The organism is Tamaricihabitans halophyticus, assembly GCF_004340875.1.
In the GTDB taxonomy this organism is placed as follows: Bacteria; Actinomycetota; Actinomycetes; order Mycobacteriales; family Pseudonocardiaceae; genus Tamaricihabitans; species Tamaricihabitans halophyticus.
The window spans coordinates 522,459-545,668 of record NZ_SLXQ01000001.1 but is presented as its reverse complement, the minus strand read 5'-3'; the positions used below and the strand labels follow the sequence as shown (position 1 = coordinate 545,668).

Below are 23,210 nucleotides of genomic sequence, written 5' to 3'. Positions count from 1 at the left end.
CGCCTGGCCGGCCCGGCTGGCCGGTTCGCCGAGGAGGCTGCCGTGAGCGAGACACGGGCACGAGTAATCGTGGCTTCGAACCGGGCGGCGGCCGGGATCTACCCCGACCGCACCGGACCGGTGATCGTGGACTGGCTGCGCCAGCGTGACTACCAGGTATCGGATGCGACCGTCGTGCCCGATGGGGAGCCTGTTTCTGATGCGTTGCGCGCGGCGATCACGGCCGGCGCGCGCGTGGTGATCACTTCCGGCGGCACCGGGATCACGCCGACCGATCGCACGCCCGAGGCCACCCGCGCGGTGCTGGACTATGAGATTCCCGGGCTCGCGGACGCGGTTCGCGCCGCGGGGCTGCCCCAGGTACCGACGGCGGTGCTGTCAAGGGGGCTGGCGGGGGTAGCCGGGAACACGCTGGTGGTGAACCTGCCGGGGTCGACGGGCGGCGTCAAGGACGGCCTCGAGGTGCTGGGCGGCGTGCTGGACCACGCGGTCGCGCAGTTGGCCGGCGGGGACCACGCCGGTTCGGCTGGCGGTGTCGCCCCGGATGCCACCTCAGCGCCCGCGCGCGTGCTGCGGGCGGTGGTCAGCACCGAGCCGCTGTCCGTGGCTGAGCACGCGGATCTGGTTGGGGAGCGGTCCGCGGGCGCGGTGGTGACCTTCGCGGGTGTGGTGCGCGATCACGACCATGGGCGCACCGTGACGTCCCTGGAGTACGAGGGGCATCCGAGCGCGGGCGCGGTGATCGAGCGGGTGGCCGCCGAGGTGGCCGCCGGCGCGAGCGGGGTGCAGGCGCTGGCGGTGAGCCATCGGGTGGGCAAGCTCGCCATCGGCGATGCCGCGCTCGCCGTGGCGGTGGCCGCCGCGCATCGCAAGGAGGCCTTCGTGGTCTGCGCGGATCTGGTGGACGAAGTGAAGCGGCAGCTGCCCATCTGGAAGCGTCAGGTGTTCCCGGACGGCACCGACGAGTGGGTCAACTGCCCCTAGTGCACCCTCGATGAACCGCAATCTTTAGGGATCTTGCGGTGGCTGGGTGTGACCGCGTTTTTTAGGTTAGCGAAACGGAGGCCCGTGCACCGGATGTGGTGCACGGGCCTCCGTCGTAGCACGGTCGCATTCCACGCTATGCGACCTAGCCTTATTTACTTGGTGGCGATCTTCTGACCGGCGCCAACAACGTCGGGGTTGCTGATGTAGTCGGCGTTGAGCTCGTGCAGCTTCGCCCAGCCACCCTCGATGTTCTTCTTCTCGGCGATCTTGGTTAGCGTCTCGCCAGCCTTGATCTCGTAGTCGCCGTCCGGGTTGTCCTTGATCACGACAGGGGCAGGTGCCGGAGCCGGAGCGGCCTCAACCGGGGCCTCAGCGGGCGCCTCAACCGGGGCTTCCGCAGGGGCGCCCTCGGTGTTGCTGCTGGAGTACGACGCGCTGGAGCCAGCCTGCGCGCCACAGGTCGGCCAGGCGCCAATGCCCTGACCCTCGAGCACCCGCTCGGCAACCGCGATCTGCTCGCTCTTGGAAGCATTGTGCGCGGAGCCCTGACCGCCGTAGGCGCTCCAGGTGCTCGGCGAGAACTGCAGGCCACCGGAGTAGCCGTTACCGGTGTTCGTGCTCCAGTTACCGCCGCTCTCACATTCCGCGATCGCGTCCCAGTTCACGCTTTCGGCCTGGGCCGTCGAGGTCATCAGCGCCAGCGGGGCGCCCATGGCAACTCCGGCGACCACGACGCGAGCGATGTTGCGGGTAGCTGCGGACTGCTTACGGTGTTTACCCATTTCAGGTCTATCTCCGCTCCTGCGCCTACGCGTTCGCGCTTCGCGGCCGACGGAGTCCGCCGGGCTGGACCGGTCCGCTCGGGGGCGGGCCGTTCCGGCGAGACCGCCGGCGCACCGGTGGTCTCCCTAGCCCCTGTCTGGAAGCTGTCTTTCGCTCGGGGTCGGGGCCGGTCGTCTGCCAGACAGGGCCTTGGCGCAACAGACGTCCGGGTCGTGCTGGTCGGTCGGGGCCAACCGATGAGCGACGGTACGTAACGAGAAGCGTGATCGGAAATTAATCGGCGTGTGACCGTCATCACAGTAACGATCAGAATATGGTTGCGATTGGGTCATTTTCGCAGCGCACAGTCTCGTTATCAGGCCGTTTCCGTCTCGAGATAATTCACCCAACGTGAGGCTTGGGTCACGTGGTTTCGAGGTCGTTGGGCCATCCGTGCAAGCGCCCGCGTAGCCCGTATCGACCCTTCCGGCGGGTCGAGTGGGGGCGCGGCACACCAAAGCGGGCGCGCTCGCGCCAGTCCCTTTTCGGGTGATCACGTATGGGATATCCGATTCGTTCGGTTCAGCCACCGGCGAACGGTGGTAACACGTCAAGCTCCGCGCCCTCGTTCAACGCGACGCCCTGATCGCGGACCGCGACACCATTCACGAGGTAGCTCGCCGATTCGAGCACCCGGGGCAGGCCGGTCGGCGCGTCCGCCCTGATCGCGGACAGCGCGTCCCGCACCGTGGCTCCGAGCGGCAACTCCAGTACTCGTTCTTCTTCGCCCGCGGCCGCGCGTGCGCCCGCGAAATACCGCACGGTGATTCGCACCTTCGCGCTATCCCCCGATCGCGCTCATCGGCCGGACGGGCTGCTCGAACTCGGTCGAGTTGATCCCGTGTCCAGCGGCCTTCACCCACATCGTGGCCTGCCAGTGCTCGGCGATCTCCGCATCGCTGGCACCGGCGCGCAGCGGCGTCCGTAGATCGGTCTCTGCCTGGCTGAACAGGCAGTTGCGCAGTTGGCCGTCCGCGGTCAGCCTGCTGCGGTCACAGGCGGCACAGAACGGCCGGGTGACCGAAGCGATCACGCCAACCTCCGCCGGTCCGCCATCGACAAGCCAGCGCTCGGCCGGCGCGGCGCCCCTGCTGGTTTCGCTCGGGGTCAGCTCGAAGCCGGTACGTAGGCTGGCCAGGATCTCCTCGGCGGTGATCATGTTCGTCCGGTCCCAGCCGTGCTGCGCATCCAACGGCATCTGCTCGATGAACCGCAGGTGGTAGCCGTGCTCCACGGCGAAGCGCAACATCGGGACGGCCTCATCGTCATTGATCCCGCGCAGCAGCACGGCGTTGATCTTCACCGGGTTCAGCCCCGCGGACCTGGCCGCGCGCAGGCCATCGAGCACGTGGCGCAGCCGGTCGCGGCGGGCGATCTCGATGAACCGTTCGGGGCGCAGCGTGTCCAGCGAGACGTTGACCCTGTTCAGTCCGGCATCGGCCAGCCGATCGGCCCGGTTCGCCAGGCCGATGGCGTTGGTGGTCAACGAGATCCGCGGGCGCGGCTGGAAACTCGCCATCTCCTCGATGAGTTCGGCTAAACCCTTGCGCAGCAACGGTTCACCGCCGGTGAGCCGGATATCGGTGATCCCGAGGCGCTCTACCGCGATGCGCAGCAGGCGAAGTAGTTCGGCATCGCCGAGGGTGGTGTCTTCGGGCATCCAGTCGAGCCCTTCCGCCGGCATGCAATAGGTGCAGCGGAGGTTGCAGCGGTCGGTGAGCGAGACGCGTAGATCCGTTGCCGTCCGGCCGAACTGGTCGACCAGGTAAGGGGTGTCCGGGCGCGTGGCGACCGCCGCGGAGTCGGGCCCGGCTCCGGACATGCGGGGGATTCTGGGCATTCCTAGGTTGACCGACGTCACGTTTTCCAGCCTATTAGTCGTGCCGACCTTTTTGGTGACACATCCGCAGGTGCGGGGTTATTGTCCTTGCCATGCCGCAATTTCGGTTCTCAGAGGCAGCCAAACTGCTCGGGGTCAGCGATGACACCATCCGCCGCTGGGTGGATGGCGGTCAGCTCGCGGCCGCCAGGGACGCCGCCGGGCGCAAGGTAGTGGATGGCGCGCAACTCGCCGAGTTCTCCCGGCGACAGGCCGCGCGCAACGATGCGGCCGCGGCGGATTCCTCCGGGCTCGGTCGCTCTGCCCGCAACCGGTTCGTCGGGCTGGTCACCGAGGTCACCGCGGACCGGGTGATGGCGCAGGTCGAACTCCAGTGCGGGCCGCATCGGGTGGTTTCCCTGATGAGCACCGAGGCGGTGGCCGAACTGGGTCTGGAACCCGGCGTGCTCGCGGTGGCCGTCGTGAAGGCCACCCAGGTGATCGTGGAAACCCCAGGAGGCTCCCGGTGAACCCTCGTCCAGCCCGCGCTATGGCGGGCATCCTCGCAGGCATGCTCGTCCTTGCCGGTTGCACGGGCTCCGCTGAATCGGCGAACACGCTGACCGTGCTCGCCGCCGCCTCGCTCACCGAAACCTTTGGCGAACTGGAGAAGCGGTTCGAGCAGGAGCACCCCGACGTGGATGTGCGGATCAGCTACGACGGTTCGTCCACCCTCGCGCAGCAGGCGATCAATGGTGCCTCCGCCGATGTATTCGCCTCCGCCGATCCGGAGAACATGACCAAAGTGGTCGATGCGGGTGCGGTCGACGGGCAGCCGGCACCGTTCGCCACGAACAAACTGACCATCGCGGTAGCCAAGGGCAACTCGAAAGGCATCCAGGATCTGCGCGGGCTGACCGCGGCCGGGCTCACCGTCGTCGGCTGTGCCGAGGAAGTGCCCTGTGGTCGAGCAACCGCGGAGGTACAGCGCGCCGCCTCCGTCACCCTCCGGCTGGCCAGCGAGGAACAGAGCGTCAAAGCGGTGCTGAACAAGGTTCAGGCTGGTGAGGCGGATGCCGGGCTGGTGTATGTCACCGACGTGCGCGCGGCCGGCGACGCGGTGACCGGGGTGTCGTTCCCCGAGGCGGACCAAGTGATCAACGAGTACCCGATCGCGCGCCTCGCCGATGCGCCGAATCCCGAACTTGCCGCGGAGTTCGTCGAGCTGGTTCGCGGCCAGGAGGGTGGCCGGGTGCTGACCGATGCGGGCTTCGGGCGACCGTGAGCCGCGAGCAGGTCAGCAGTACCCGGATCGGCCTGCCCGCACTGCTCTGGATACCAGCGGGTTGCGCGCTGGCACTGGTCGTGTTGCCGATCGTCGGCCTTGTGGTGCGAACCGACCTCGCCGCCTTCCCCTCGCTGATCACCAGCCCCTCCGCGCTGAACGCGCTGCGGCTGTCGCTGCTGACCGCGGCGGTGGCGACCGTGCTGTGCCTGGTACTCGCCTGCCCGCTCGCCGTGGTGCTCGCGCGTTCGCGGATACCCGGGATCCGGTTGCTGCGTTCGGTGGTGTTGCTGCCACTCGTGCTGCCGCCCGTGGTCGGCGGGTTGGCACTGCTGTACTTGTTGGGGCGTAACGGCTTTCTCGGTTACCTGTTGGACGTGGTCGCCGGCGTGCGGGTGCCGTTCAGTACTACCGCCGTGGTGCTCGCGCAGACCTTCGTCGCCTTGCCGTTCCTCGTGGTCAGCCTGGAGGGCGCGCTGCGAACCGCTGGCGAGCGGTATGAGCGGGTGGCCGCGACGCTCGGCGCGCGGCCATGGACGGTGTTTCGCCGGGTGACCCTGCCGTTGTTGCTTCCCGCGCTCGGATCCGGGCTCGTGCTGTGCTTTGCCCGCGCGCTGGGCGAGTTCGGCGCGACGATCACCTTCGCCGGCAGCCTGGAAGGCGTGACCAGAACCCTGCCGCTCGAGGTGTACACGCTGGCGAATACCGACGTGGACGCCGCCGTCGCGCTTTCCCTGCTGCTGATCGTGGTCGCGGTGCTGGTGATCGCGCTGGCCAGGCCGAAGGCGTGGGAGGGCGCCCGATGACGGAACCGGCGCTCAGTGCGCGGATCAACCTGGCCAGGGACGGGTTCCGGCTCCGGGTGGACCTGACGGCGCGGCGTGGTGAGGTACTTGCGCTGCTCGGGCCGAACGGGTCGGGCAAATCGACCGTACTTGGCTGCCTCGCCGGGCTGCTTCGCCCAGCAGACGCCCGGATCACCCTTGGCGGCCGGCTGCTTACCGGTGACCGGAAGCTGGTACCGCCGCATGCGCGCGGGGTCGGCTTACTTGCCCAGCAGCCGCTGCTGTTCCCGCACCTTTCGGTACTGCACAACGTCGCGTTCGGGCCGCGCTGCCAGGGTAGATCGCGGAGCGAGGCGAACCGGCTCGCGGCCGGCTGGTTGTCTGAAGTAGACGCCGAGCAGTTCGCGGACCGGCGGCCAAGTCAGCTCTCCGGTGGCCAGGCGCAGCGCGTGGCACTGGCAAGGACACTGGCCAGCGAACCCGAACTGTTGCTCCTCGACGAGCCATTCGCCGCGCTCGATGTGGACGCCGCGCCCGCGCTGCGTACCTTGGTCGGCACGGTGTTACGCGATGCCGCGCGCACTACGGTGCTGGTGACCCACGACCCGCTCGACGCGCTGGTGCTCGCCGATCGGGTCGTGGTGATGCAGGACGGCGCGGTGGTCGAGGACGGACCGACTCGCGAGGTACTTGCCAAACCCCGGACCGGCTTCACCGCGCGGATCGCCGGGCTGAACCTGGTGCGTGGCACGGCCCGTGCGGAGGGGGTACGCACGTCGGACGGCACTGTACTTGCCGGCATCGCCTCCACCGAGCTGGCCGGTGGGGCGCCGGCGGCCGCGGTGTTCCCGCCCGCGGCGGTGGCCGTTCGGCTGATGAATACCGGCGATACGGATATAGCCGACACCATGGATGCTACGGCTAGCCCGCGGAACACCCTGCCGGCCGTGGTGGACTCGCTGGAGCCGTACGGCCCGGTGATCCGGCTACGCGCGAAGGCTGGCGCGGACGGTCCGGCCTGCGTCGAAGGCATCATCGCGGATCTGACCCCGCAGGCGGTGGCCGAACTCGAGTTACGGCCAGGTCGGCCCGTTCAGCTGGTCATCAAGGCCACCCAGGTGGCCGTGCACCCGCGCTAAGCGGTCCACTGTGTACTTGTTGCTGCCTGATTTTTGTGCAGGGCTTATCGTGGAAACGTGCGTGGTAGATCGGAACAGGGGGATTTGTCCGATAGATACGTGGTCGGTGATATCCACGGTCATCGGGCGGAGCTCGTCGAGGAGTTGCGGAAAACCGGGCTGCTTGATGCCGAGGAGAACTGGACTGGCGGCTCGGCGCGGCTGTGGTTCGTCGGCGATTTCGTGGATCGGGGTCCGGACGGCGTCGGGGTGATCGACTTCGTCATGCGGCTAGCTGAGCAGGCCGCGGAGGCAGGGGGCGTGGTGGACACGCTGCTCGGCAACCACGAGATCCTGCTGCTCGGGATGCACCGGTTCGGCGATACGGAGGTGCCGTCGGATTTCGGGCCACGCAATTTCGCGCGTAGCTGGGCGATGAATGGCGGCAGGGCCAGTGACCAGGAGGCACTGACCGATAAACATATCGAGTGGTTGTCCCAGCGGCCCGCTGTCACGCTGCTCGGTGACCACCTGCTGATGCATTCGGATACCACCGAGTACCTGAACTGGGGTAGCTCGATCGAGGAGATCAACACCGCGGTCCGGGACCTGCTCAGCGGCGACGAGCTCAGCGAATGGTGGGAATGCTGGCGCCGGCTGACCACCCGGTTCGCCTTCCGGGGACCGCAGGGCGCGGAGGTCGCCGAGCGGTTGCTCGACCTTCTCGGCGGCACCCAGATCGTCCATGGGCATAGCGTTATCGCTGATCAGCTGGGGGTCGCGCCGACGGAGATCACCGAGCCGTTGCGGTACGCGGACGGCAAGGCACTCGGTGTGGACGGCGGGTTGTTCGTCGGCGGCCCATGCCTGGTCGTCGCCTTGCCGTGGGAGCCGGCGGCTTAGAGCTCGTATCATAATGACTCTCCGTCGTGAGCGGGGATCAGATTGGATGAGATGCAAGGCGGAGGAGGAGCTCATAGCAGCGCTATGGGCGACGACGACAACGCCGCAGATCGCCAATCTGGCCACGCGCAATAGGTACGCGTCGTTGTGATATGGGCTCTTAATCGGGTGTTTTCCGCATGATCGCGCGGATGGCCTGCCCCATCCGGGGTAGTGCCGGCATGATGTGGGCATGGTCGATGCACGGTGGGACTACCTCATGGATATGGACGGTGTGCTCGTGCACGAGGAGCACATCATCCCCGGCGCCGCGGAGTTTCTGGCTGAGCTGACCGCGCAGGGCATCCGGTTTCGGGTGCTTACCAACAATTCGATCTTCACGCCACGTGACCTGCGCGCTCGGCTGCTGCAGACTGGGCTGGACGTGCCGGAGGCCTCCATCTGGACCTCCGCGCTCGCCGCCGCGCGGTTCCTCGACGCGCAGCGGCCGAACGGTTCCGCCTTCGTGATTGGCGAGGCAGGGCTGACCACGGCGCTGCACGAGATCGGGTATGTACTGACCGACCGCAATCCGGACTATGTGGTGCTCGGCGAGACGCGTACCTACAGCTTCACCGCGATCACCACCGCGATCCGGCTGGTGGAGCAGGGCGCGAAGTTCCTCGCCACGAATCCGGACGCGACCGGGCCGAGCAGGGACGGGCTGCTGCCGGCGACCGGCTCGGTGGCCGCGCTGATCCAGCGGGCCACCGGCTTCGAGCCGTATTTCATCGGCAAACCGAACCCGCTGATGATGCGTTCGGCGTTGCGTTCGCTCGGTGCGCACTCGGAGGCCACGCTGATGATCGGGGACCGGATGGATACCGATGTGCGCTCGGGGCTCGAGGCTGGGTTGGAAACGATTCTGGTGCTGTCCGGGATCGCCTCCACGGAAAGCGTGGAGCGGTTCCCGTTCCGGCCGAGCCTGGTGATCGATTCGGTGGCGGATCTGATCGGTCGGACCGGTGATCCGTTCGCGGACCCCGCCGCGTGAACGGCGATCAGAGCCAGTCGCGGCCTTTGAACAGGGTGTAGAGCAGGATCGGCAGCAGCACGATCGCGACCAGCGCGGTCCAGAAGCCGAAGGTGGCTTGAAATCCCGGGTAGGGCACGTTCATTCCGTAGAAGCCGGTGATCCCGGTGGGTACCGCGATGATCGCGGCCCAGCTGGTCACCTTCTTCATGATCGTGTTCAGCCGGTTGCTCTGCACGTTCAGCTGCGCTTCGCGGATCGTGGTGACGTGCTCCCGGAGCGATTCGCTCAGCTCGGCTGCGTGCACCACATGGTCGTAGACGTCCTGGAAGAACGGCAGTAGTTGACTGTCTGTCTGACCGGAGCCATCGAACACGGTGTGCTCCCTGCGCAGCAGTGAGGTCAAGGCCTCCCGCATGGGCAGCAGGATCCGGCGGGCGCGGGACACGCTCTTCCGCAGCCGTAGCCAGCGTCGCTGTACCGCGGTGTTGTCCGCGTGCTCGGTGAACACCAGGTCCTCGAGTTCCTCGATCCGGGTGTCCAGTTCCTGTACGGCGGCGAGCTGCTGGTCAACGACGTAGTCGAGCACGCCGTGCAGGAGGAAAGCCACCCCGGAGCCGGCGAGTTCGGGTGTGGTGTCCCAGCGCTCGCCGAACTCGCCGGCGTCGAGGTTGTCATTCTGTCTGACAGTGATCAGGGCGCGTTCGGTGATGAACACGGACAGCTCGGTCGCGGTCAGTTGGCTCGTAGCCGGATCGGCCGTCATGCCGTAGGTGACCAGGAAGGCGTGCGTGTCGTAGCGCTCGAGCTTGGGCCGCTGATGCGCGCCGAGCGCATCCTCCACCGCGAGCCGGTGCAGGTCCAGCTCGGCGCTCACCTTCCGCAGCTCCGCCGCGGCGGATGGCGGCAGGTCCAGCCACACCACGGCGCGCTCATCGCGCAGGTACCGCAGCGCGGTGTCCAGCGGGAAATCGCTGTCGCGCAGCGTCCCGTCCCGATACATCCGGCTGCTCAGCACGATCGCCAAGAGTAGCGGCTGGCGGCGGTATTCGTGCACCGCAGACCAGCTCGCTGACCCCGAAGAGCGCGCTCGTGGCTGGCGCGGATGGCTTAGCTGGACTGCACCGATTCGAACTGCTCGGCGTCCTCCGCGCCGAACTTCTCCTCGAGCGTCTCTGGCGAGTAGTCGAGGTCGATCTGCTGCACCGGAGTTCCCCGCGCGGACTCGATCGCGCCAAGCCGGCGCTGTGCGCGGTCGGCCGCGTAGGTGTGTAGCTCGGTGGGGTCCATGCCGAACGGATGCTCGTCCGCGAACTGCTCGTTGGACCAGGAGATCATGTCCAGCGCGACCGGCACGAGCTCGGCCATCCGTTGCTGCACCACGTCCCAGTTCGCGTCCTCCGCGGCCACATGTCGGCGGCAGGTGAACGTTCCCCACGCCATATGCCGGCGCTCATCGTCGCCGATCCGCTTCACCAGCTCCTGCATGCCCGGCAGGATGCCGTGCCCGACACAGATCTTCTGCCAGGCGTAGTACCCGGTCAGCGCCAGACAGCCCTCGATCACGTGGTTGTAGGTCACGCTGGCGCGGATCTGGTTCGCCGGGCTCGGATCGGATTCGAGGACACTCAACGAACCAGGCAGTTCCTCATAGAACAGTCGCCGGTAATGCGGATTGTCCGCCACATGGTGATGCAGATCCTCGCGCAGGCCTACGGCATCCATCCAGCGGCGGAAAACCTCGGTGTGCTTGGCTTCCTCGAAGCAGAACTGCGTCAGGTACATCTCGTCGCCGAGCCGCCCCTCCGCGGCCATTGCCTTCATGAACGGCTGGATGTCCTCGGTCACCGCTTCCTCGCCGGCAATGAACTGCGCGCACAGATGTGTCGCCGACTCGCGCTGCGCGTCGTTCAGCGTTTGCCAGTCCAGCGCGTCCTGACTGAAGTCGATATCCGCCGGGTTCCAGAATTTCGCGTTGCCTTTGACGAACAGGCGCAGTGGGAACGAGTCCCAGTTCAACCCGCCGCTGCGCAGCGAGCTGAACCCTTGCCGGTAGCTCTTCTGTGGGGCGACCGTCATGATTTGCCTCCAACTCCGTTGTGGATAGAGCTAAGTGGACTGAAACTGGCGCAGTGCCGGTTCGAGTACCGCGCATACCGCGTTCGCCGCGTGCTCGGCATCGCCGCCCGGCAGCAGTAGGTAGCTGATCGACAGCCGGACAGAGGTTTCGGCGAGCAGTTCGGCATGCTCCGCGGAGAGTTCCGGCATCCGGGCACGTAGCTCTACCGACAGGTCTCCGGTGCAGATCCGCAACACCGGGGTGGCGTCCGTGGTCAACCACGGCAACAGATCCCGTGCCTCCGGCGAGCCGATAACCGCGGCCACCAACCGGTTCTCCCGCGCATACCGCATGGTGTGGGCAACCGCGGCACGTATCCCGCTGATCGCGTCGCCAGCCTGCCGGTAGCGCTCCCTGTTCGTCGCGCTGAACTCCTCCGCGGTGCGCATCGCGACCGCGGTCACCAAGGTTCGTTTATCGCCGAACTCGTTGTACACCGTCTGCCTGCTGACGCCGGCGAGCGAGCCAACATCGGCCATCCGCAGCCCGGCGAAGCCGTGTTCGATCAGCAGTTCTGTTGCGGCATCCAGCAGCGCGTCACGGAGGCTGGCCCTGGCCCGCGCGGCGAAGGATGTGGTCGCGGTCACAACCCCAGTTTTACATGAAGTGCGTAGCTGTCAACCAGCTTGACAAATATTCTCCAATGTAAAGTGTCCGTTATGCTCCATTAGAGTGAGTAGGCGTGGCCTTCACCGTTGGTTTCGACCTCGATATGACCCTGATCGACCCGCGCCCGGGCATGGCGCGAGTGCTCACCGAGCTGTCCGCGGAAAGCGGTATCCCGTTGGACGGCGAGCGCTTCGCCGCGAATCTCGGCCCGCCGCTCGACGAGGTGTTCCGGGATATGGCCGTGCCGGAAGAACGCATCCAGGGTTTGGTGGACCGGTTCCGCGCGCTGTATCCCGAGTACGTGGTGCCGGCGACGGTTGCGCTACCCGGCGCGCATGCCGCCCTGCGCGCGGTTTCCCGGCTCGGTGGCAGGGCGATCGTGGTGACCGGGAAGTACGGCCCGAACGCCTGGCTGCACGTCAACGCGCTCGAGCTGCCCGTCGACGAGGTGGTTGGCGGACTGTGGGCCACTGGCAAAGCTGACGCGCTGCTCGAATACGGGGCGCGGGTCTATGTCGGTGACCACGTCGGTGACATGCGCGGGGCACGGGCGGCCGGGGCGATCGCGGTTGGCGTGGCCACCGGACCGTGCACCCCTGCCGAACTGGGCGGCGCGGGTGCCGATGTGCTCCTCGACGATCTCTGCGCCTTCCCCGGCTGGCTTGCCGAGCTTCCCGACCCTGTCTAGCTTCCCGGCCCTGTCTAGCTTGTCGGCCCTGGCTAGCTTGCCGGTAGCCGGGTGCGCAGCCACAGGAACAGTGGCATCAGCGGCTTGTCCGGGCGCGGCGGTTCGTGCAGCGCCTCGATCACCAGGCCGGCCTGGGTACAGGCGTCGGTGTACGCGCTGAGCGGCCGGCGCCAGCCGTGGAACTCCATCCGTAGGCCGTCGCGTTCCTCCGCGCCGTGGAATTCGTGCTGGCCAAGGTAGTCCTCGCCGAGTGCACCTGCCGCGTCCGTCATCGGGTGCACCACGGATACCGCGAGCACCCCGCCAGGTCGCAGCACGCGTGCCGCCTCGCGCACCGTGCCAGGCACATCCGATACGTCCATCAGCATGTTGTAGGCGACCACCAGATCGAAAACGTTGTCATCGAACGGTAGCGCGGCGGCGTCGGCCTGCCGGTAATCCCCGGTCGGATCGGCCGCGCGGGCGGCTTCGACCAGTTCGGTCGTCACGTCAACCCCGCTGACCCGGTGCCCGTTCGCGGACAGGTCGCGGCTGACTCTGCCCTCCCCGCAGCCGATATCCAATGTGGATTTCCCGGGTTTCGGCAGGAAGTCGAGGAAGCCGGTGCGGTAGTGCCAGTAAGAATCGTGGCCGGGCGTGCGTGCCCAGGTTATCCACGCGTTGGCCTGCTCGGTCCAACCTTGTTCGGGGCGCATATCGGAGAATCTAAAAATGTGATACACATCGCCCTTCAGCGGGCGCGTGCCTCGCGAATCAACACGTACAGGCCGAGGCCAAGGCCGAGAGGGGTGAGCAGGCCCGCGGAACTACTCAACCAGACCGGCAGTTCGCCGTGCCCCACGGCGAACAGCACAAATACGGCGAGCACGGCGAGCATGCCGAGCGCGAACAGGCCGACGGCGACCGGCATCAGCCGGGAGTGTGGCGAAGCAGCGGTCATATTCGGGAGCATAGACGTATCGTCCGGCCGATACCGCGGTGACCGGTAACGGCTTCTCGTCTAGTGCGCCGGTGGCTTAGGCTGGGTGGCCACGCGTCCTAGGTACGCCTGGGGCGCGTTCGTCGTGCGGAACGTGGACTCGGCCGGCGCGATGACAGACGTGATTTCAGCTAAGGAACGGTGAGGGCTGTGCCGACCGGCAAAGTCAAGTGGTACGACGCGGAGAAGGGTTTCGGCTTCGTGACCCAGGAGGGTGGCGAGGATGTCTACATCCGAAAATCCGCGTTGCCCCCCGGGGTAGAGGCCCTCAAGACCGGCCAGCGACTGGAGTTCGGTGTCGCGGACGGGCGACGTGGTCCGCAAGCGCTTTCCATCCGTCTCGTGGACGCCCCGCCTTCGGTGGCCGAAGCGCGCCGCAGGCAGCCCGAGGAATTGCACGGGCTGATCGACGACATGATCAAACTGCTGGAAGCACGCGTTCAGCCGGATCTACGCCGTGGCCGCTACCCGGATCGGAAGAACACCAAACGCGTTGCCGAAGTTGTGCGCGCGGTTGCTCGGGAGCTCGACCCGTAAGCCGGCGCCCGCCGCCCACCCGCCGTGTTTCGCGGTGTGGTGGGCTGGTTAGTCAGCCGCGCGCAGTGTCCAGGTGGCGTTGGAGACGAACTCCAACTCGCCATCGGCCGCTGCTGGCGGCTGCAACCCGACGATCCGGTTGATCTGCACCTCGGTGAGGCGATCGTCGCCGCCTGGTGGTTGCAGCGTGTAGGCGTGCTGGGTGCCCGGCTCGAACACCTTGGTGCGGCTTTCCGGTCCCTGCTCGCCGTCCGCGGTCTCATACCGGAACACCGCCAACCACGGCGCGTCGGAAACCTCCTTCGGCAGCGAGATCTGCAGCGGTTCGCCTGGCGGTATCTCCAGTTCGGCACCGGCTTCGGGGTTCTCCCCGCATTCGCTGAAGTCCACCGAGCAGTACAAGGTGGGCTCGATCGCTACGCTTTCGCCCCCGGCATAGAAAGAGACCTCGGGTTGGGTTGGCGTACCGCATCCGGCAAGTAGCAGACCAGCGGCGGCAAGGAAGACGGGAAGTCGCAGGCGCACGCCTCCGAGGCTAGCGACCGCCACGTCCGCGCGGCGCGCGAGGGCCGGGTGGGCGACCGCGCGGCGGCTGCCCCGGATCGGCATGCGCGGCGGCCCGCATGCCCTGCGTAGTGTCCGGTCGCGCCAGCTTGCCGGTGCTCGGCAACAACGATCGACCGGAGCGCACCAGCAAGGTCTGGGTGAGCCCGATCGCCAGCATCGCCGAGATGGTGAGGAAGCCCACCCAGTATTCCGTGGGCAGTAGTAGCCCGACCGCCCCGCCGATCACCCAGGCGAGCTGCAACACCGTCTCCGAGCGGCCGAACGCCGAAGCCCTCGACTGCTCGGGTAGCTCGTTCTGCACCACCGCGTCCAGGCTGATCTTGGCGAGCGCGCTCGAGGTCGACCCGATTAGGCCGACCACCGCCGCGGTGGCCGCGCCCTGCAGGATCGCCGCGATGGTGGTGGCGCACAGCGTGGCTATCACGCAGCCGATCACCACCTGGTCCGGCTTACCGAACTGGAGGCGGGCACCGATCCCGTTGCCCACGAAACCGCCAAGCCCTGCCGCGCCCGCGATCAGCCCGAGCAGCAGCAGCTGGGTCATCGGCTGGCCGACCGTCTCGTCCTTGACGACGAACGCGGCGAACATCATCAGGAAGCCGGTGAGCAGCCGAATCGTGCCGTTTGCCCACAACGAGATGGTGATCTGCCGACCGAGGGGTTGTCGTTTCGGCTTGCTGCCCTTGGTCTTGCCCGGCGCGGTGTCCGTCCCCATCGAAGTGGGCACCTCGCCCTCGGTGACCTCCACCCAGGAAGGGATACGCATCGCCTGCACGGCGCCAACCGCGCAGATCGCCGCGGTGAACCACATCGCGCCGGCATCCCCGAACAGCTGCCCGATACCCGCCGCGACCGCACCGAACACGCCGCCGGCGGCCAGCCCGAACACCGTTAATCGCGCATTGGTCTTGGACAGCGTGATGTCCGGGGGCACGACGCGTGGGGTGACCGCGGATTTCAGCACGGTGAACGATTTGGAGAGCACCATCTTCGCCAGCGCCGCCGGATAGAGCAGCCAGGCGTCGAAGTTCAGCGCCATCACCAGGCAGGCAATCGCCTGACCAGCGGAGGCCACCGCCATGGCCAGCCGCCTGCCGCGCTGGATCCGGTCCAACGCTGGCCCGATCACCGGTGCGACCAGCGCGAACGGCGCGATGGTGATGAACAGGTAGAGGGCGATCTTGCCCTTACTGCTTTCCGTGTCGGTCGGCGAGAAGAACAGCACGTTCGCCAGTGCCACGGCCATCGCGGCATCGCTGGCGTAGTTGAGCATGACCGACCAGCTCAGCGAGGTCAGCCCGGAGCGGTCGGCACCATCGGCCTTATGTGCTCGATGAAACGCGTCCACCGCGCGCCCGGCGAGCTCGCGGCTGCGCAGCGCGGCCACCCTGGTGACGGTGAGTTTCTTGGGCATCCGCGGCACCGTCGGGCCCTGACCGCCCTCGCCTGGCTCATCCGGTTGCGGTTCGCCCGGCTCACCCGCGTACCCGTGCGGGCCATAGTGCTCGTCCTCACTGGAATCCCGCCGACCTGGCGGCACGCCCTGGCCGAGCGGACGGCGAGGTGGCGAGGGGATCGCGCCTGTCGGCGCCTCGCCGATCGGTACCGGGTCGGTCGGTGGGTCGTAGTAGTCCGGTGGCGGCTGCCTTCGTGGTGGCCGTGCCGGTGGCTGGCGCGGTGGTCCCTGGTTGGGGGCCGCTGGTGGGCGGTCGACCAGGGTGGGATCGGGTTGCCGGGCGCGACGTGGCGCGGCCGACCCTGAGCTGGTGGTGCCCTCCTGGCCCGCCTCCGGGATCCATTTGCGCTTGCGTTTGCCCGCGCGCGACTTGCCGGGCTTGTCACCCGGCTGATCCGCCGACCCCGACCGCATCACACCCCCAATCCTGCCGTATCCCGCGGCTGGTCCGTACCGGATACACCTACCCGACCGTGTGCTACCTCACTGGGCTGTCTTACTGGGCCGGCACGAACCGCACTCGAAACATCTTCGGCCATAGCTTCCCGGTCACCAGGAACTGGTCAGTATCCGGGATGGCCGCGATCCCGTTGAGCACATCCATCTCGGCCAGTTCCGCCGAACTGAACGCCTCCCGCAACCCCGAAAGGTCGATCGTGGCCGTGACCTGCCCGCTCGCCGGATCGATGCGCAGGATTCGATCGGTCTGAAAGACGTTCGCGTACACCGCCTCGCCCACGCATTCCAGCTCGTTCAGCTGGCCGACCGTGCCGCCCCGCACGGTGATCTCCCCGATGCGCTGGAAGGTCCGTGGATCACGGAAGGTGAGCGTATCGCTGCCGTCGCTCATCACCAGCCGGTCCTGTGCGCCCTGGTCACCGCGCTGATAACACAATCCCCAGCCTTCGCCTTGATACCCAACTCGGTCGAGTTCGGCGAGGGTGTCCAGATCCCTGCGCAAGGCCACTTCGTTCTGCCAGGTCAGTTGCCATATCGTGGTACCGACCACGGTGATGCCCTCGCCGAAGAACTCGGCAGGCAGGTCCTCGCGGGCCCGTTCCGCACCGGTACGCGGATCAATGGCCCGGATGGCCGACTGGCCCAGCCGGCCGGTTCCTTCGTAGAGTGTGTCGCCGACGAGCTCGAGCCCTTGGGTAAAGGCGGTTGGATCGTGCGGCAGCTCTTCGAGAACCTCAGCGTGCAGCTGCCGGCCTGGTTCCGCGCTCTCGTTGGCCGCACAGCAGGTAAGCGTGACGGAGAGCAGCACGAGCAGGGCGACTCCGGTTCTGCGCACCCGGCAAGCCTCGCACGCACCGAGCTGGCTCGCGAGCCTGCCGGTCAGCCCCCCGCACCGCCAGCGGCCGCACAGCCATATAGCACAATTCCGCATATGATGCCGACTGTGCTTGAGCCGCCAACGGTGGCCGTGCCGCCCAGCCTTGCCGATGCGGTCCAGCTGGCCCGCGAAGCAGCGCAGCAGGAGGCTGGCACGGAGCCTGTCGGTGCCCATGTGGATGTGTTGCCGGAGGACCAGTACTCGGCCACGCATCTGTTCGTGGCGGACAAACCCGGTTACCGGGGCTGGCAATGGGCGGTAACCGTGGCAATCGCGGCGCCGGATGAGCCGGTCACGGTCAGCGAAGTGGTGTTGCTGCCCGGTGCGGATGCCCTGGTGGCGCCGGACTGGGTGCCCTGGCAGGAGCGGGTGCGCTCCGGTGATCTTGGCGTTGGTGATCTGTTGCCGACCGCACCGGATGACCCGCGCTTGGTGCCGGGATATCTGGCATCGGATGACCCGGCGGTCGAGGAAGTGGCCACCGAGCTCGGTCTCGGCAGGATCCGGGTGCTTTCCAGGGAGGGCCGGCTCGCCGCCGCCGACCGCTGGTACCGGGGCGATGCCGGACCACGGTCGGATATGGCCCGCGCCGCCCCGGCGAACTGTGGCAGCTGCGGCTTCTTTCTGCCGCTCGCCGGATCGTTGCGGGCGGCCTTCGGGGCGTGCGCGAATGACGTCGCGCCGGCCGAGGGAAGGGTGGTGCATGTCGAATACGGCTGCGGCGCGCATTCCGAGGCCGAGGTGGAGCAGGGATCTTCCGTCCCGATCGCCGGGCTTGTCTACGACGACGCCACCTTGGAGTTCACCGAGGCTGATGACGACGAGGATGGTTCCGCGGCCAGGTGAGCACCGACCCGTTCGGTACCGAACGGCTGCGGGCAGCCGTATTGCGGTCCTGGTTGGACTCGCCGACCAGGTTCACCGAAGATGCCAACGCCGAGGAAGACCTCCGGCTCGGCGGTTACCGCGACCGGCTTTTCGTTGAGCTGGCGCAGAATGCCGCGGACGCCGCCGCCCTAGCCGGTACCCGAGGCAGCCTTCGGGTGTCCGTTGTAGATGGCGAACTGCGGGTCGCGAACACCGGTGCGGAGCTGGATGCCGCCGGGGTGGCCGCGCTTGCCTCGCTACGTGCTTCGGCCAAACGCGGGAAAACCGTGGGCAAGTTCGGTGTGGGCTTCGCCGCGGTCCTTTCGATCACCGGCGAACCGAGGCTGGTTTCCCGATCCGGTGGTGTCGCGTTCTCCGCGCAGGCAAGCAGGGACATGCTCGCGGACTATCCCGAACTTGCCGAGCGGATGCGTGAACGCTCCGGCAATGTCCCGGTACTGCGCATGGTGTGGCCCTGCGGCGATGCGGAACCGCCGGTGCCAGAAGGGTTCAGCACCGAGGTCCGGTTGCGGCCGCGCGACGGAGTGGATGTCGACGCGCTGCTCGCGGATTTCGCCGGACAGGTGCCGGATCTGCTGCTTTCCCTGCCGTGGCTGGAAAACGTGCGCATCGTCGACGACTCCTGGCACAGCGAGCAGCAGGCTGGTGGCTTGGTCGAATTGCGCGGTCCGGACGGTGCTCGCCGCTGGTTGTGCCATCGGGCGTCCGGCTCGTTCAGTGCGACCGAACTTGCCGGTCAGGGCGTCGAAGCGCAGGACAGTCCGGAGTGGAGTGTCTGCCTCGCGGTGCCGGTCGATGCGGACGGGAAGCCGGAGCCGTTGACCGAGGACGTGCTGCACACCCCGACGCCCACCGACGAGCGGTTGTCGCTACCGGTCAGGGTGCTCGCGACGGTTCCGGTTGAGCCGTCGCGACGGCGGGTGTTGCCAAGCGCCGCTGGCGATGCGGTACTCACTGCCGTCGCGGACCGTTACCCGGACTTGCTCGGCCTGCTGCGCGCCGAGCACCGACCATTGCTGGTGCCCACTCCGGATTTCCCACGCTCCGAAGTGGACGAGAAGCTACGCGAGCTGGTGCTCGCCCGGCTACGGGAGAGCCCGTGGCTGCCCGGCGCGGCCGGCGAATCGCTGGCACCGGCCCGTGCCAGGGTGCTTGATGTGCCCGGCGCCGAACCGGAGCTGACCGAGCTCGTCGCGGATGTGCTTGCCGGGCTACTGCCGGCCGAATACGCCGCTGCGGACCTGGCCAGCCGGCTGACCAGCCTCGGCGTCGCACGGGTTCGGCTTGCCGAACTGGTGGAGGCACTGACCGGGGTACGGCGCTCGCCGAGCTGGTGGCGCCAGCTGTACACGGCGCTCGCCCCGCTTGCCGAGACCGATCCGAACGCGCGGGAAGAACTCGCTGGCCTGCCGGTGCCGCTGGTCGGCGACACACTACGGTTCGGCCCGCGCGGCGCTTTGCTGCCGGATTTCGCCGCGGCGGCCGAACTGCTCGCCGACGCCCGACTCCCCGGGCTCGCGCTGGTACACGCCGATGCGGTGCATCCACTGCTCGAACGGCTGGGTGCGGTACGCGCCGGACCCGCGGAGCTGCTTGCCGCGCCCGAGCTACGCGCGGCGGTCGAGGCGGATATCGACGCGGAGCCGGTGTTGCCGGAGGAGTCCTCCCTTGCCGACATCGTGCTTTCGTTGGTGCGGTTGGCCGGGGTCGAGCAGGGCGAGCACCCGTGGCTGGGCGCCCTTGCGCTGCCCGACAGTGCCGGTGACCTGCGCAGGGCCGATGAGCTCGCGCTGCCTGGCGCGCCAATCCTCGCGGTGCTCGCCGCGGACAGCCCGCTCGGCGTGCTCGCCGAGGACTACACGGCGCGCTGGCCAGCCGAAGTCCTGACCGGGGTCGGGGTTTTGCGCGGTTTCACGGTGCTGGCCGAGGATGCGCCGACCGCACCGGATCACGGCCTTGCCGACGAGCAGGCTTGGTGGGACGAGCTGGCCGCGCCGCCGGATCGGTTGACCGCGGTGCGCGATCTGGATCTGGTCGACGAGACATGCTGGCCGGAGGCGATCCGGCTGCTGGCCGCAGAGCCGGAAACGTTACGCGCGCTACGCGAACCGGATGGCTACACGGGTTGGTGGCTGGCCAGGTATGCCCAGCTTGCCGGCCAGCCACCGAGTTACTGGCGGCTGCCGGCGGCCACCGAGCTTGCCGGGCTGTTCGATCCGTTGCCAGACACGGGATTGCCCGATTGGTTGGCCACGGCGGTCGGCGTACGCGAGCGGCTGCGGGTGACCGATGCCGCTGCGGCCGCGACCTTGCTTTCCAGGCTGGCCGATCCGGAACGGGTGATCGATACGCCGGTCGTGTTCGCCGCGCATACCGAGTTGACCAGGGCGTTGCGCGCCGAGCTCATCGAGGTGTCCGAAGTGGACCCGCCGGAGCGGGTGCGAGTGCTTGGCGGCGGCGTGCTGGATGCCGCGAACGCGGTGCTGGTGGACGGGCCGTGGCTGTTCGGCGCGCTGCCCGAGGAGCGGTCGGTGATCGCGCCGGACGGGCAGTACGAGGCACTGGCCGAGCTACTGGACGTACCGTTCGGGACCGAGGAACTGGAGTTCACCCCGGACGGCGGGGAAGCGTTGGACTGGGGCGAGCTGTCCGCGGTACGGCTGGCCTGCGGGCTGCTTGGGATCGCGCGGCCGGAGCGTGGTGTCTGGCTGCACGACGAGCTGAGCGTGGACGGGGTTCGGGTGCCCTGGTGGGTATCGCCGGATGGTGAGGTGCATGCCGAGGACACGCCGGAGGGGCTGGGGCGTGCGCTTGCTTGGCAGACGGGCGAATGGTCGCGCCGGCATCTGCTTATCGCCCTGCTCACCGATCCGGAGCCAGCTACGCTGCTTGGCTAGTTTAAGCGAGCTGCGCCGCTGGGCTAGTTCGAGCAAGCTACGCTGCTGGGCTAGTTCGAGCTAACCCGTATGGCTTGTCACTGGCCGGTCTGCGCCGAGCGGCTCCCCCTGCGCGCCGCGCTGCGTTGCCAGAACATGATGGACAGCCCGATCAGGCCGAGGACCCAGCCCGCGGTGGCGGTCCAGAGCAGCAAGGTGGAGCCGGTGTCGAACCCGAATATCAACACCAGGAGCACGCAGCACAGCGCGAACCAAGCAGCCGTACCGCCGATGACAAACCGGCTGGTCTCGGTCAGCTTGGCGGGCAGCGGGGGCGGCGGCCGCAGCGGGGTGGCGCTTGCGGCCTCGTCTGGTGCGTCGTCGTTGCGCGGAACCACACCTGCAGGTTACCGGTTCGAACGGATGATTCAGCTGCCCGCTTTCGGGCGTCGTACGGCGGAAGGATAACTAGTGAGGTATGCTAACGATATGTCAACCGAGCCGGAGGCTGGGCAAAGTGCCCTCGTCAGCCGGCTGCGGCTGGCGGTCGTCCGGCTGAATCGTCGACTGCGGGCGCAGCGAACCACGGCCGCGATCTCGCTGACGCAGATCTCCGCGATGTCCACATTGCACAAGTGTGGTGCGCTGAGCCCACGGGATCTTGCGGCACGGGAAAGCGTGCAGCCACCCTCTATGACCAGGGTGCTCGCCGCGCTGGAAGAGGCGGGGTACGTCAGCCGTACCGCGCACCCCACGGATGGCAGGCAGGCCATCGTGGCGCTGACCGACGCTGGCCGCGAGTACATCAACGCGGATATTTCGGCGCGGGAGGCCTGGCTGGCCAGCCAGCTGGACAAATTGGACGAGTCGGAGCGGGAGACGCTTTCCCGCGCGGCGGAGATCATCGACAGGATGGCGGGGCAGTAACAGCGGTGCTGACTGGTTCGGGTGCGGCTCGAGATAAGCGCGACAAGCGCCGATCGAAGCCAACTCGAAGTACCCGAACCGACAAGCCGGCAACCCGCGGGCTGCGCGCGACTTTCGGTTCCCTTGCCGAGCGGAACTACCGGCTGTTCTTCACCGGCCAGGTGGTTAGCAATATCGGCATCTGGATGCAGCGCATCGCCCAGGACTGGCTGGTATTCACGCTCACCGGCAATGACCCGATGGCGCTCGGGATCGCTGCCGCACTGCAGTTTGTTCCCACCTTGCTGTTCTCGCTCTGGGCCGGGGTGCTTGCCGATCGGCTGGACAAGCGCAAGCTGCTGATCGGGCTGCGGTTCGGCATCCTCGGCTGTGCGCTGGTGCTCGGCTTGCTCGATATCACCGGGCTGGTGCAGCTGTGGCAGGTGTACCTGCTGTGCGTGGTGCTCGGCACGTTCAGCGCGGTGGAAACTCCGGTGCGGCAGTCCTTCGTGATCGAGATGGTTGGCCGCGACCAGGTGCCCAACGCGGTGGCGCTGAATTCGGCGATCTTCAATCTCGCGCGGATCGTTGGACCGGCGGTGGCCGGGTTCACCATCACCTGGATCGGCACCGGCTGGGTGTTCCTGGTGACCGCGGTGCTGACCGTCGCGGTGATCATCGGCTTGCTGCTGATGGACCCAGCCAAGCTGTATCGCAGCCCGCAGGTCGACCGCGAACCTGGCCAGCTGCGCGAGGGTTTGCGCTACGTGCGTGGCCGCCCGGATATCCGGGCCGTGCTCGCCCTGGTCTTTTTCGTCAGCACCTTCGGGATGACGTTCTTCACCTCGCTGGCGATCGCGGCGGCGAACGTGTTCGGCAGGGACGCGGACAGCTACGGATTGCTTTCCACGCTGCTCGCGGTTGGCACGCTCACCGGCGCGATCGTCGCCGCGCGGCGTAGTGCGAAGGGTAAGCCACGGCTGCGCTTGATGTTCGCCGCCGCGCTGCTGTTCGGCCTGCTGGAGATCGTGGTCGGGGTGATGCCCAGCTATCTCGCTTTCGGGCTGGCACTGATCCCGGTGGGAGCGGCCCTGATGACCTTCACCACCGCCGCGAACAGCACCGTGCAGCTTGCCGTGAGTCCAGAGATGCGCGGCAGGGTGATGGGGCTGTACATGCTGGTGTTCCTCGGCGGGAACCCGATAGGCGGGTTGCTGACCGGCTGGCTCGCGGACACCTTCGGCGGTCGGAGCCCGTTCCTGGTCGGCGGCGCGATCGCCGCGCTGGCGGCCATCGTGGTTGCTACCCACACCTATCTTCGTGGCCGAAAGCGCGCGCGGGTATAGATCGGGGGGTTGCGCCTTCTAATGAGGTTAGGCTAACCTCATAACTACCGCTTCGTGGTGGGAGCGGCAGTCAGTTCGGGAACGGACGGGGCCTCGCAACCGGGTAACCGGCGGCGGGGCCCCGTTCTCGTATGTCGATTGTGCCCAGCCGCTCCCTCGGCCGCACGCCCTG

At 67.6% G+C, this 23,210-nt stretch carries 25 protein-coding genes; 13 read left to right on the top strand and 12 right to left on the bottom strand.

The window, feature by feature from the left end; translation table 11 throughout:
* Nucleotides 1-42: 42 nt before the first annotated feature.
* A complete protein-coding gene (locus EV191_RS02555) occupies nt 43-984 on the top strand; it encodes a molybdenum cofactor biosynthesis protein MoaE (protein ID WP_243658713.1) in 942 nt (313 codons plus the stop codon).
* 155 nt (nt 985-1,139) lie between these two features.
* On the opposite strand, the gene EV191_RS02550 is transcribed toward EV191_RS02555, so the two are convergent.
* The 3 genes from EV191_RS02550 to moaA form a co-directional block, all read right to left on the bottom strand.
* Nucleotides 1,140-1,769, bottom strand: a complete 630-nt coding sequence (locus EV191_RS02550) for a LysM peptidoglycan-binding domain-containing protein (protein ID WP_132875152.1) — start codon at nt 1,767-1,769, stop codon at nt 1,140-1,142.
* 562 nt (nt 1,770-2,331) lie between these two features.
* Nucleotides 2,332-2,583 (bottom strand): MoaD/ThiS family protein, encoded by a 252-nt coding sequence (locus EV191_RS02545; RefSeq protein ID WP_132875151.1) that lies wholly within the window; start codon nt 2,581-2,583, stop codon nt 2,332-2,334.
* Between the two features lie 7 nt (nt 2,584-2,590).
* Nucleotides 2,591-3,631 carry a GTP 3',8-cyclase MoaA gene (moaA, locus tag EV191_RS02540; RefSeq protein ID WP_132875150.1) on the bottom strand — a complete coding sequence of 347 codons (1,041 nt, stop codon included), beginning with the start codon at nt 3,629-3,631 and terminating at the stop codon, nt 2,591-2,593.
* A gap of 110 nt (nt 3,632-3,741) precedes the next feature.
* Between moaA and EV191_RS02535 the strand changes: the two genes are divergently transcribed.
* From EV191_RS02535 to EV191_RS02510, 6 genes are all read left to right on the top strand, one after another.
* Entirely contained in the window at nt 3,742-4,158 is a 417-nt protein-coding gene (locus tag EV191_RS02535) for a TOBE domain-containing protein (RefSeq protein WP_132875149.1), read from the top strand.
* Nucleotides 4,155-4,913 carry a molybdate ABC transporter substrate-binding protein gene (modA, locus tag EV191_RS02530; RefSeq protein ID WP_243658712.1) on the top strand — a complete coding sequence of 253 codons (759 nt, stop codon included), beginning with the start codon at nt 4,155-4,157 and terminating at the stop codon, nt 4,911-4,913. Before EV191_RS02535 ends, modA begins: the two co-directional genes overlap by 4 nt.
* Before the next feature lie 32 nt (nt 4,914-4,945).
* The gene (locus EV191_RS02525; protein WP_132876101.1) at nt 4,946-5,719 is read left to right on the top strand and encodes an ABC transporter permease; all 774 of its coding nucleotides are present in this window, start codon (nt 4,946-4,948) and stop codon (nt 5,717-5,719) included.
* On the top strand, nt 5,716-6,837 hold the full coding sequence (locus EV191_RS02520; protein ID WP_132875148.1) for a sulfate/molybdate ABC transporter ATP-binding protein: 1,122 nt from the start codon (nt 5,716-5,718) through the stop codon (nt 6,835-6,837). The genes EV191_RS02525 and EV191_RS02520 overlap by 4 nt, the downstream gene beginning before the upstream one ends.
* A gap of 57 nt (nt 6,838-6,894) precedes the next feature.
* On the top strand, nt 6,895-7,719 hold the full coding sequence (locus tag EV191_RS02515; protein WP_243658711.1) for a metallophosphoesterase family protein: 825 nt from the start codon (nt 6,895-6,897) through the stop codon (nt 7,717-7,719).
* A gap of 232 nt (nt 7,720-7,951) precedes the next feature.
* Nucleotides 7,952-8,752: an HAD-IIA family hydrolase gene (locus EV191_RS02510; RefSeq protein WP_132875147.1), complete on the top strand. Its 801-nt coding sequence runs from the start codon at nt 7,952-7,954 to the stop codon at nt 8,750-8,752.
* Nucleotides 8,753-8,759: 7 nt separating this feature from the next.
* Here EV191_RS02510 and EV191_RS02505 read toward each other — a convergent pair whose 3' ends face one another.
* The 3 genes from EV191_RS02505 to EV191_RS02495 all read right to left on the bottom strand — a co-directional run bounded on the left by EV191_RS02505 (nt 8,760) and on the right by EV191_RS02495 (nt 11,437).
* Nucleotides 8,760-9,749 (bottom strand): magnesium transporter CorA family protein, encoded by a 990-nt coding sequence (locus EV191_RS02505; RefSeq protein WP_341539591.1) that lies wholly within the window; start codon nt 9,747-9,749, stop codon nt 8,760-8,762.
* Between the two features lie 92 nt (nt 9,750-9,841).
* Entirely contained in the window at nt 9,842-10,810 is a 969-nt protein-coding gene (locus EV191_RS02500) for a R2-like ligand-binding oxidase (RefSeq protein ID WP_132875146.1), read from the bottom strand.
* Between the two features lie 30 nt (nt 10,811-10,840).
* Nucleotides 10,841-11,437 carry a TetR/AcrR family transcriptional regulator gene (locus EV191_RS02495; protein WP_132875145.1) on the bottom strand — a complete coding sequence of 199 codons (597 nt, stop codon included), beginning with the start codon at nt 11,435-11,437 and terminating at the stop codon, nt 10,841-10,843.
* Nucleotides 11,438-11,532: 95 nt separating this feature from the next.
* Here EV191_RS02495 and EV191_RS02490 point away from each other — a divergent pair, with 95 nt between their 5' ends.
* Entirely contained in the window at nt 11,533-12,147 is a 615-nt protein-coding gene (locus EV191_RS02490) for an HAD family hydrolase (protein WP_132875144.1), read from the top strand.
* 32 nt (nt 12,148-12,179) lie between these two features.
* Here EV191_RS02490 and EV191_RS02485 read toward each other — a convergent pair whose 3' ends face one another.
* The gene (locus EV191_RS02485) at nt 12,180-12,842 is read right to left on the bottom strand and encodes a class I SAM-dependent methyltransferase (RefSeq protein WP_132875143.1); all 663 of its coding nucleotides are present in this window, start codon (nt 12,840-12,842) and stop codon (nt 12,180-12,182) included.
* Nucleotides 12,843-12,877: 35 nt separating this feature from the next.
* Nucleotides 12,878-13,087 (bottom strand): hypothetical protein, encoded by a 210-nt coding sequence (locus tag EV191_RS02480; protein ID WP_243658710.1) that lies wholly within the window; start codon nt 13,085-13,087, stop codon nt 12,878-12,880.
* 189 nt (nt 13,088-13,276) lie between these two features.
* On the opposite strand from EV191_RS02480, the gene EV191_RS02475 reads away from it, so the two are divergent.
* Complete coding sequence (locus EV191_RS02475; protein ID WP_132875141.1) at nt 13,277-13,663, top strand: cold-shock protein; 387 nt, start codon at nt 13,277-13,279, stop codon at nt 13,661-13,663.
* A 48-nt stretch (nt 13,664-13,711) separates the two neighbouring features.
* Here the strand turns inward: EV191_RS02475 and EV191_RS02470 are convergent, their stop codons facing one another.
* The 3 genes from EV191_RS02470 to EV191_RS02460 all read right to left on the bottom strand — a co-directional run bounded on the left by EV191_RS02470 (nt 13,712) and on the right by EV191_RS02460 (nt 16,980).
* A complete protein-coding gene (locus tag EV191_RS02470) occupies nt 13,712-14,188 on the bottom strand; it encodes a DUF2771 family protein (RefSeq protein WP_165912789.1) in 477 nt (158 codons plus the stop codon).
* 10 nt (nt 14,189-14,198) lie between these two features.
* On the bottom strand, nt 14,199-16,100 hold the full coding sequence (locus EV191_RS02465; RefSeq protein WP_132876098.1) for an MFS transporter: 1,902 nt from the start codon (nt 16,098-16,100) through the stop codon (nt 14,199-14,201).
* Between the two features lie 82 nt (nt 16,101-16,182).
* Nucleotides 16,183-16,980: a glutaminyl-peptide cyclotransferase gene (locus tag EV191_RS02460; protein WP_243658709.1), complete on the bottom strand. Its 798-nt coding sequence runs from the start codon at nt 16,978-16,980 to the stop codon at nt 16,183-16,185.
* Between the two features lie 99 nt (nt 16,981-17,079).
* Here EV191_RS02460 and EV191_RS02455 point away from each other — a divergent pair, with 99 nt between their 5' ends.
* Nucleotides 17,080-17,868 (top strand): DUF3027 domain-containing protein, encoded by a 789-nt coding sequence (locus EV191_RS02455; protein WP_132876097.1) that lies wholly within the window; start codon nt 17,080-17,082, stop codon nt 17,866-17,868.
* Nucleotides 17,865-20,807 carry a sacsin N-terminal ATP-binding-like domain-containing protein gene (locus EV191_RS02450; protein ID WP_132875138.1) on the top strand — a complete coding sequence of 981 codons (2,943 nt, stop codon included), beginning with the start codon at nt 17,865-17,867 and terminating at the stop codon, nt 20,805-20,807. Before EV191_RS02455 ends, EV191_RS02450 begins: the two co-directional genes overlap by 4 nt.
* Before the next feature lie 77 nt (nt 20,808-20,884).
* Here the strand turns inward: EV191_RS02450 and EV191_RS02445 are convergent, their stop codons facing one another.
* Nucleotides 20,885-21,184 (bottom strand): DUF2530 domain-containing protein, encoded by a 300-nt coding sequence (locus tag EV191_RS02445; protein WP_341539590.1) that lies wholly within the window; start codon nt 21,182-21,184, stop codon nt 20,885-20,887.
* Between the two features lie 91 nt (nt 21,185-21,275).
* Between EV191_RS02445 and EV191_RS02440 the strand changes: the two genes are divergently transcribed.
* Nucleotides 21,276-21,713, top strand: coding sequence for a MarR family winged helix-turn-helix transcriptional regulator (locus EV191_RS02440; RefSeq protein WP_132875137.1), 438 nt, complete (start codon nt 21,276-21,278; stop codon nt 21,711-21,713).
* A 5-nt stretch (nt 21,714-21,718) separates the two neighbouring features.
* Nucleotides 21,719-23,038 (top strand): MFS transporter, encoded by a 1,320-nt coding sequence (locus EV191_RS02435; protein ID WP_424565422.1) that lies wholly within the window; start codon nt 21,719-21,721, stop codon nt 23,036-23,038.
* Nucleotides 23,039-23,210: the final 172 nt, after the last annotated feature.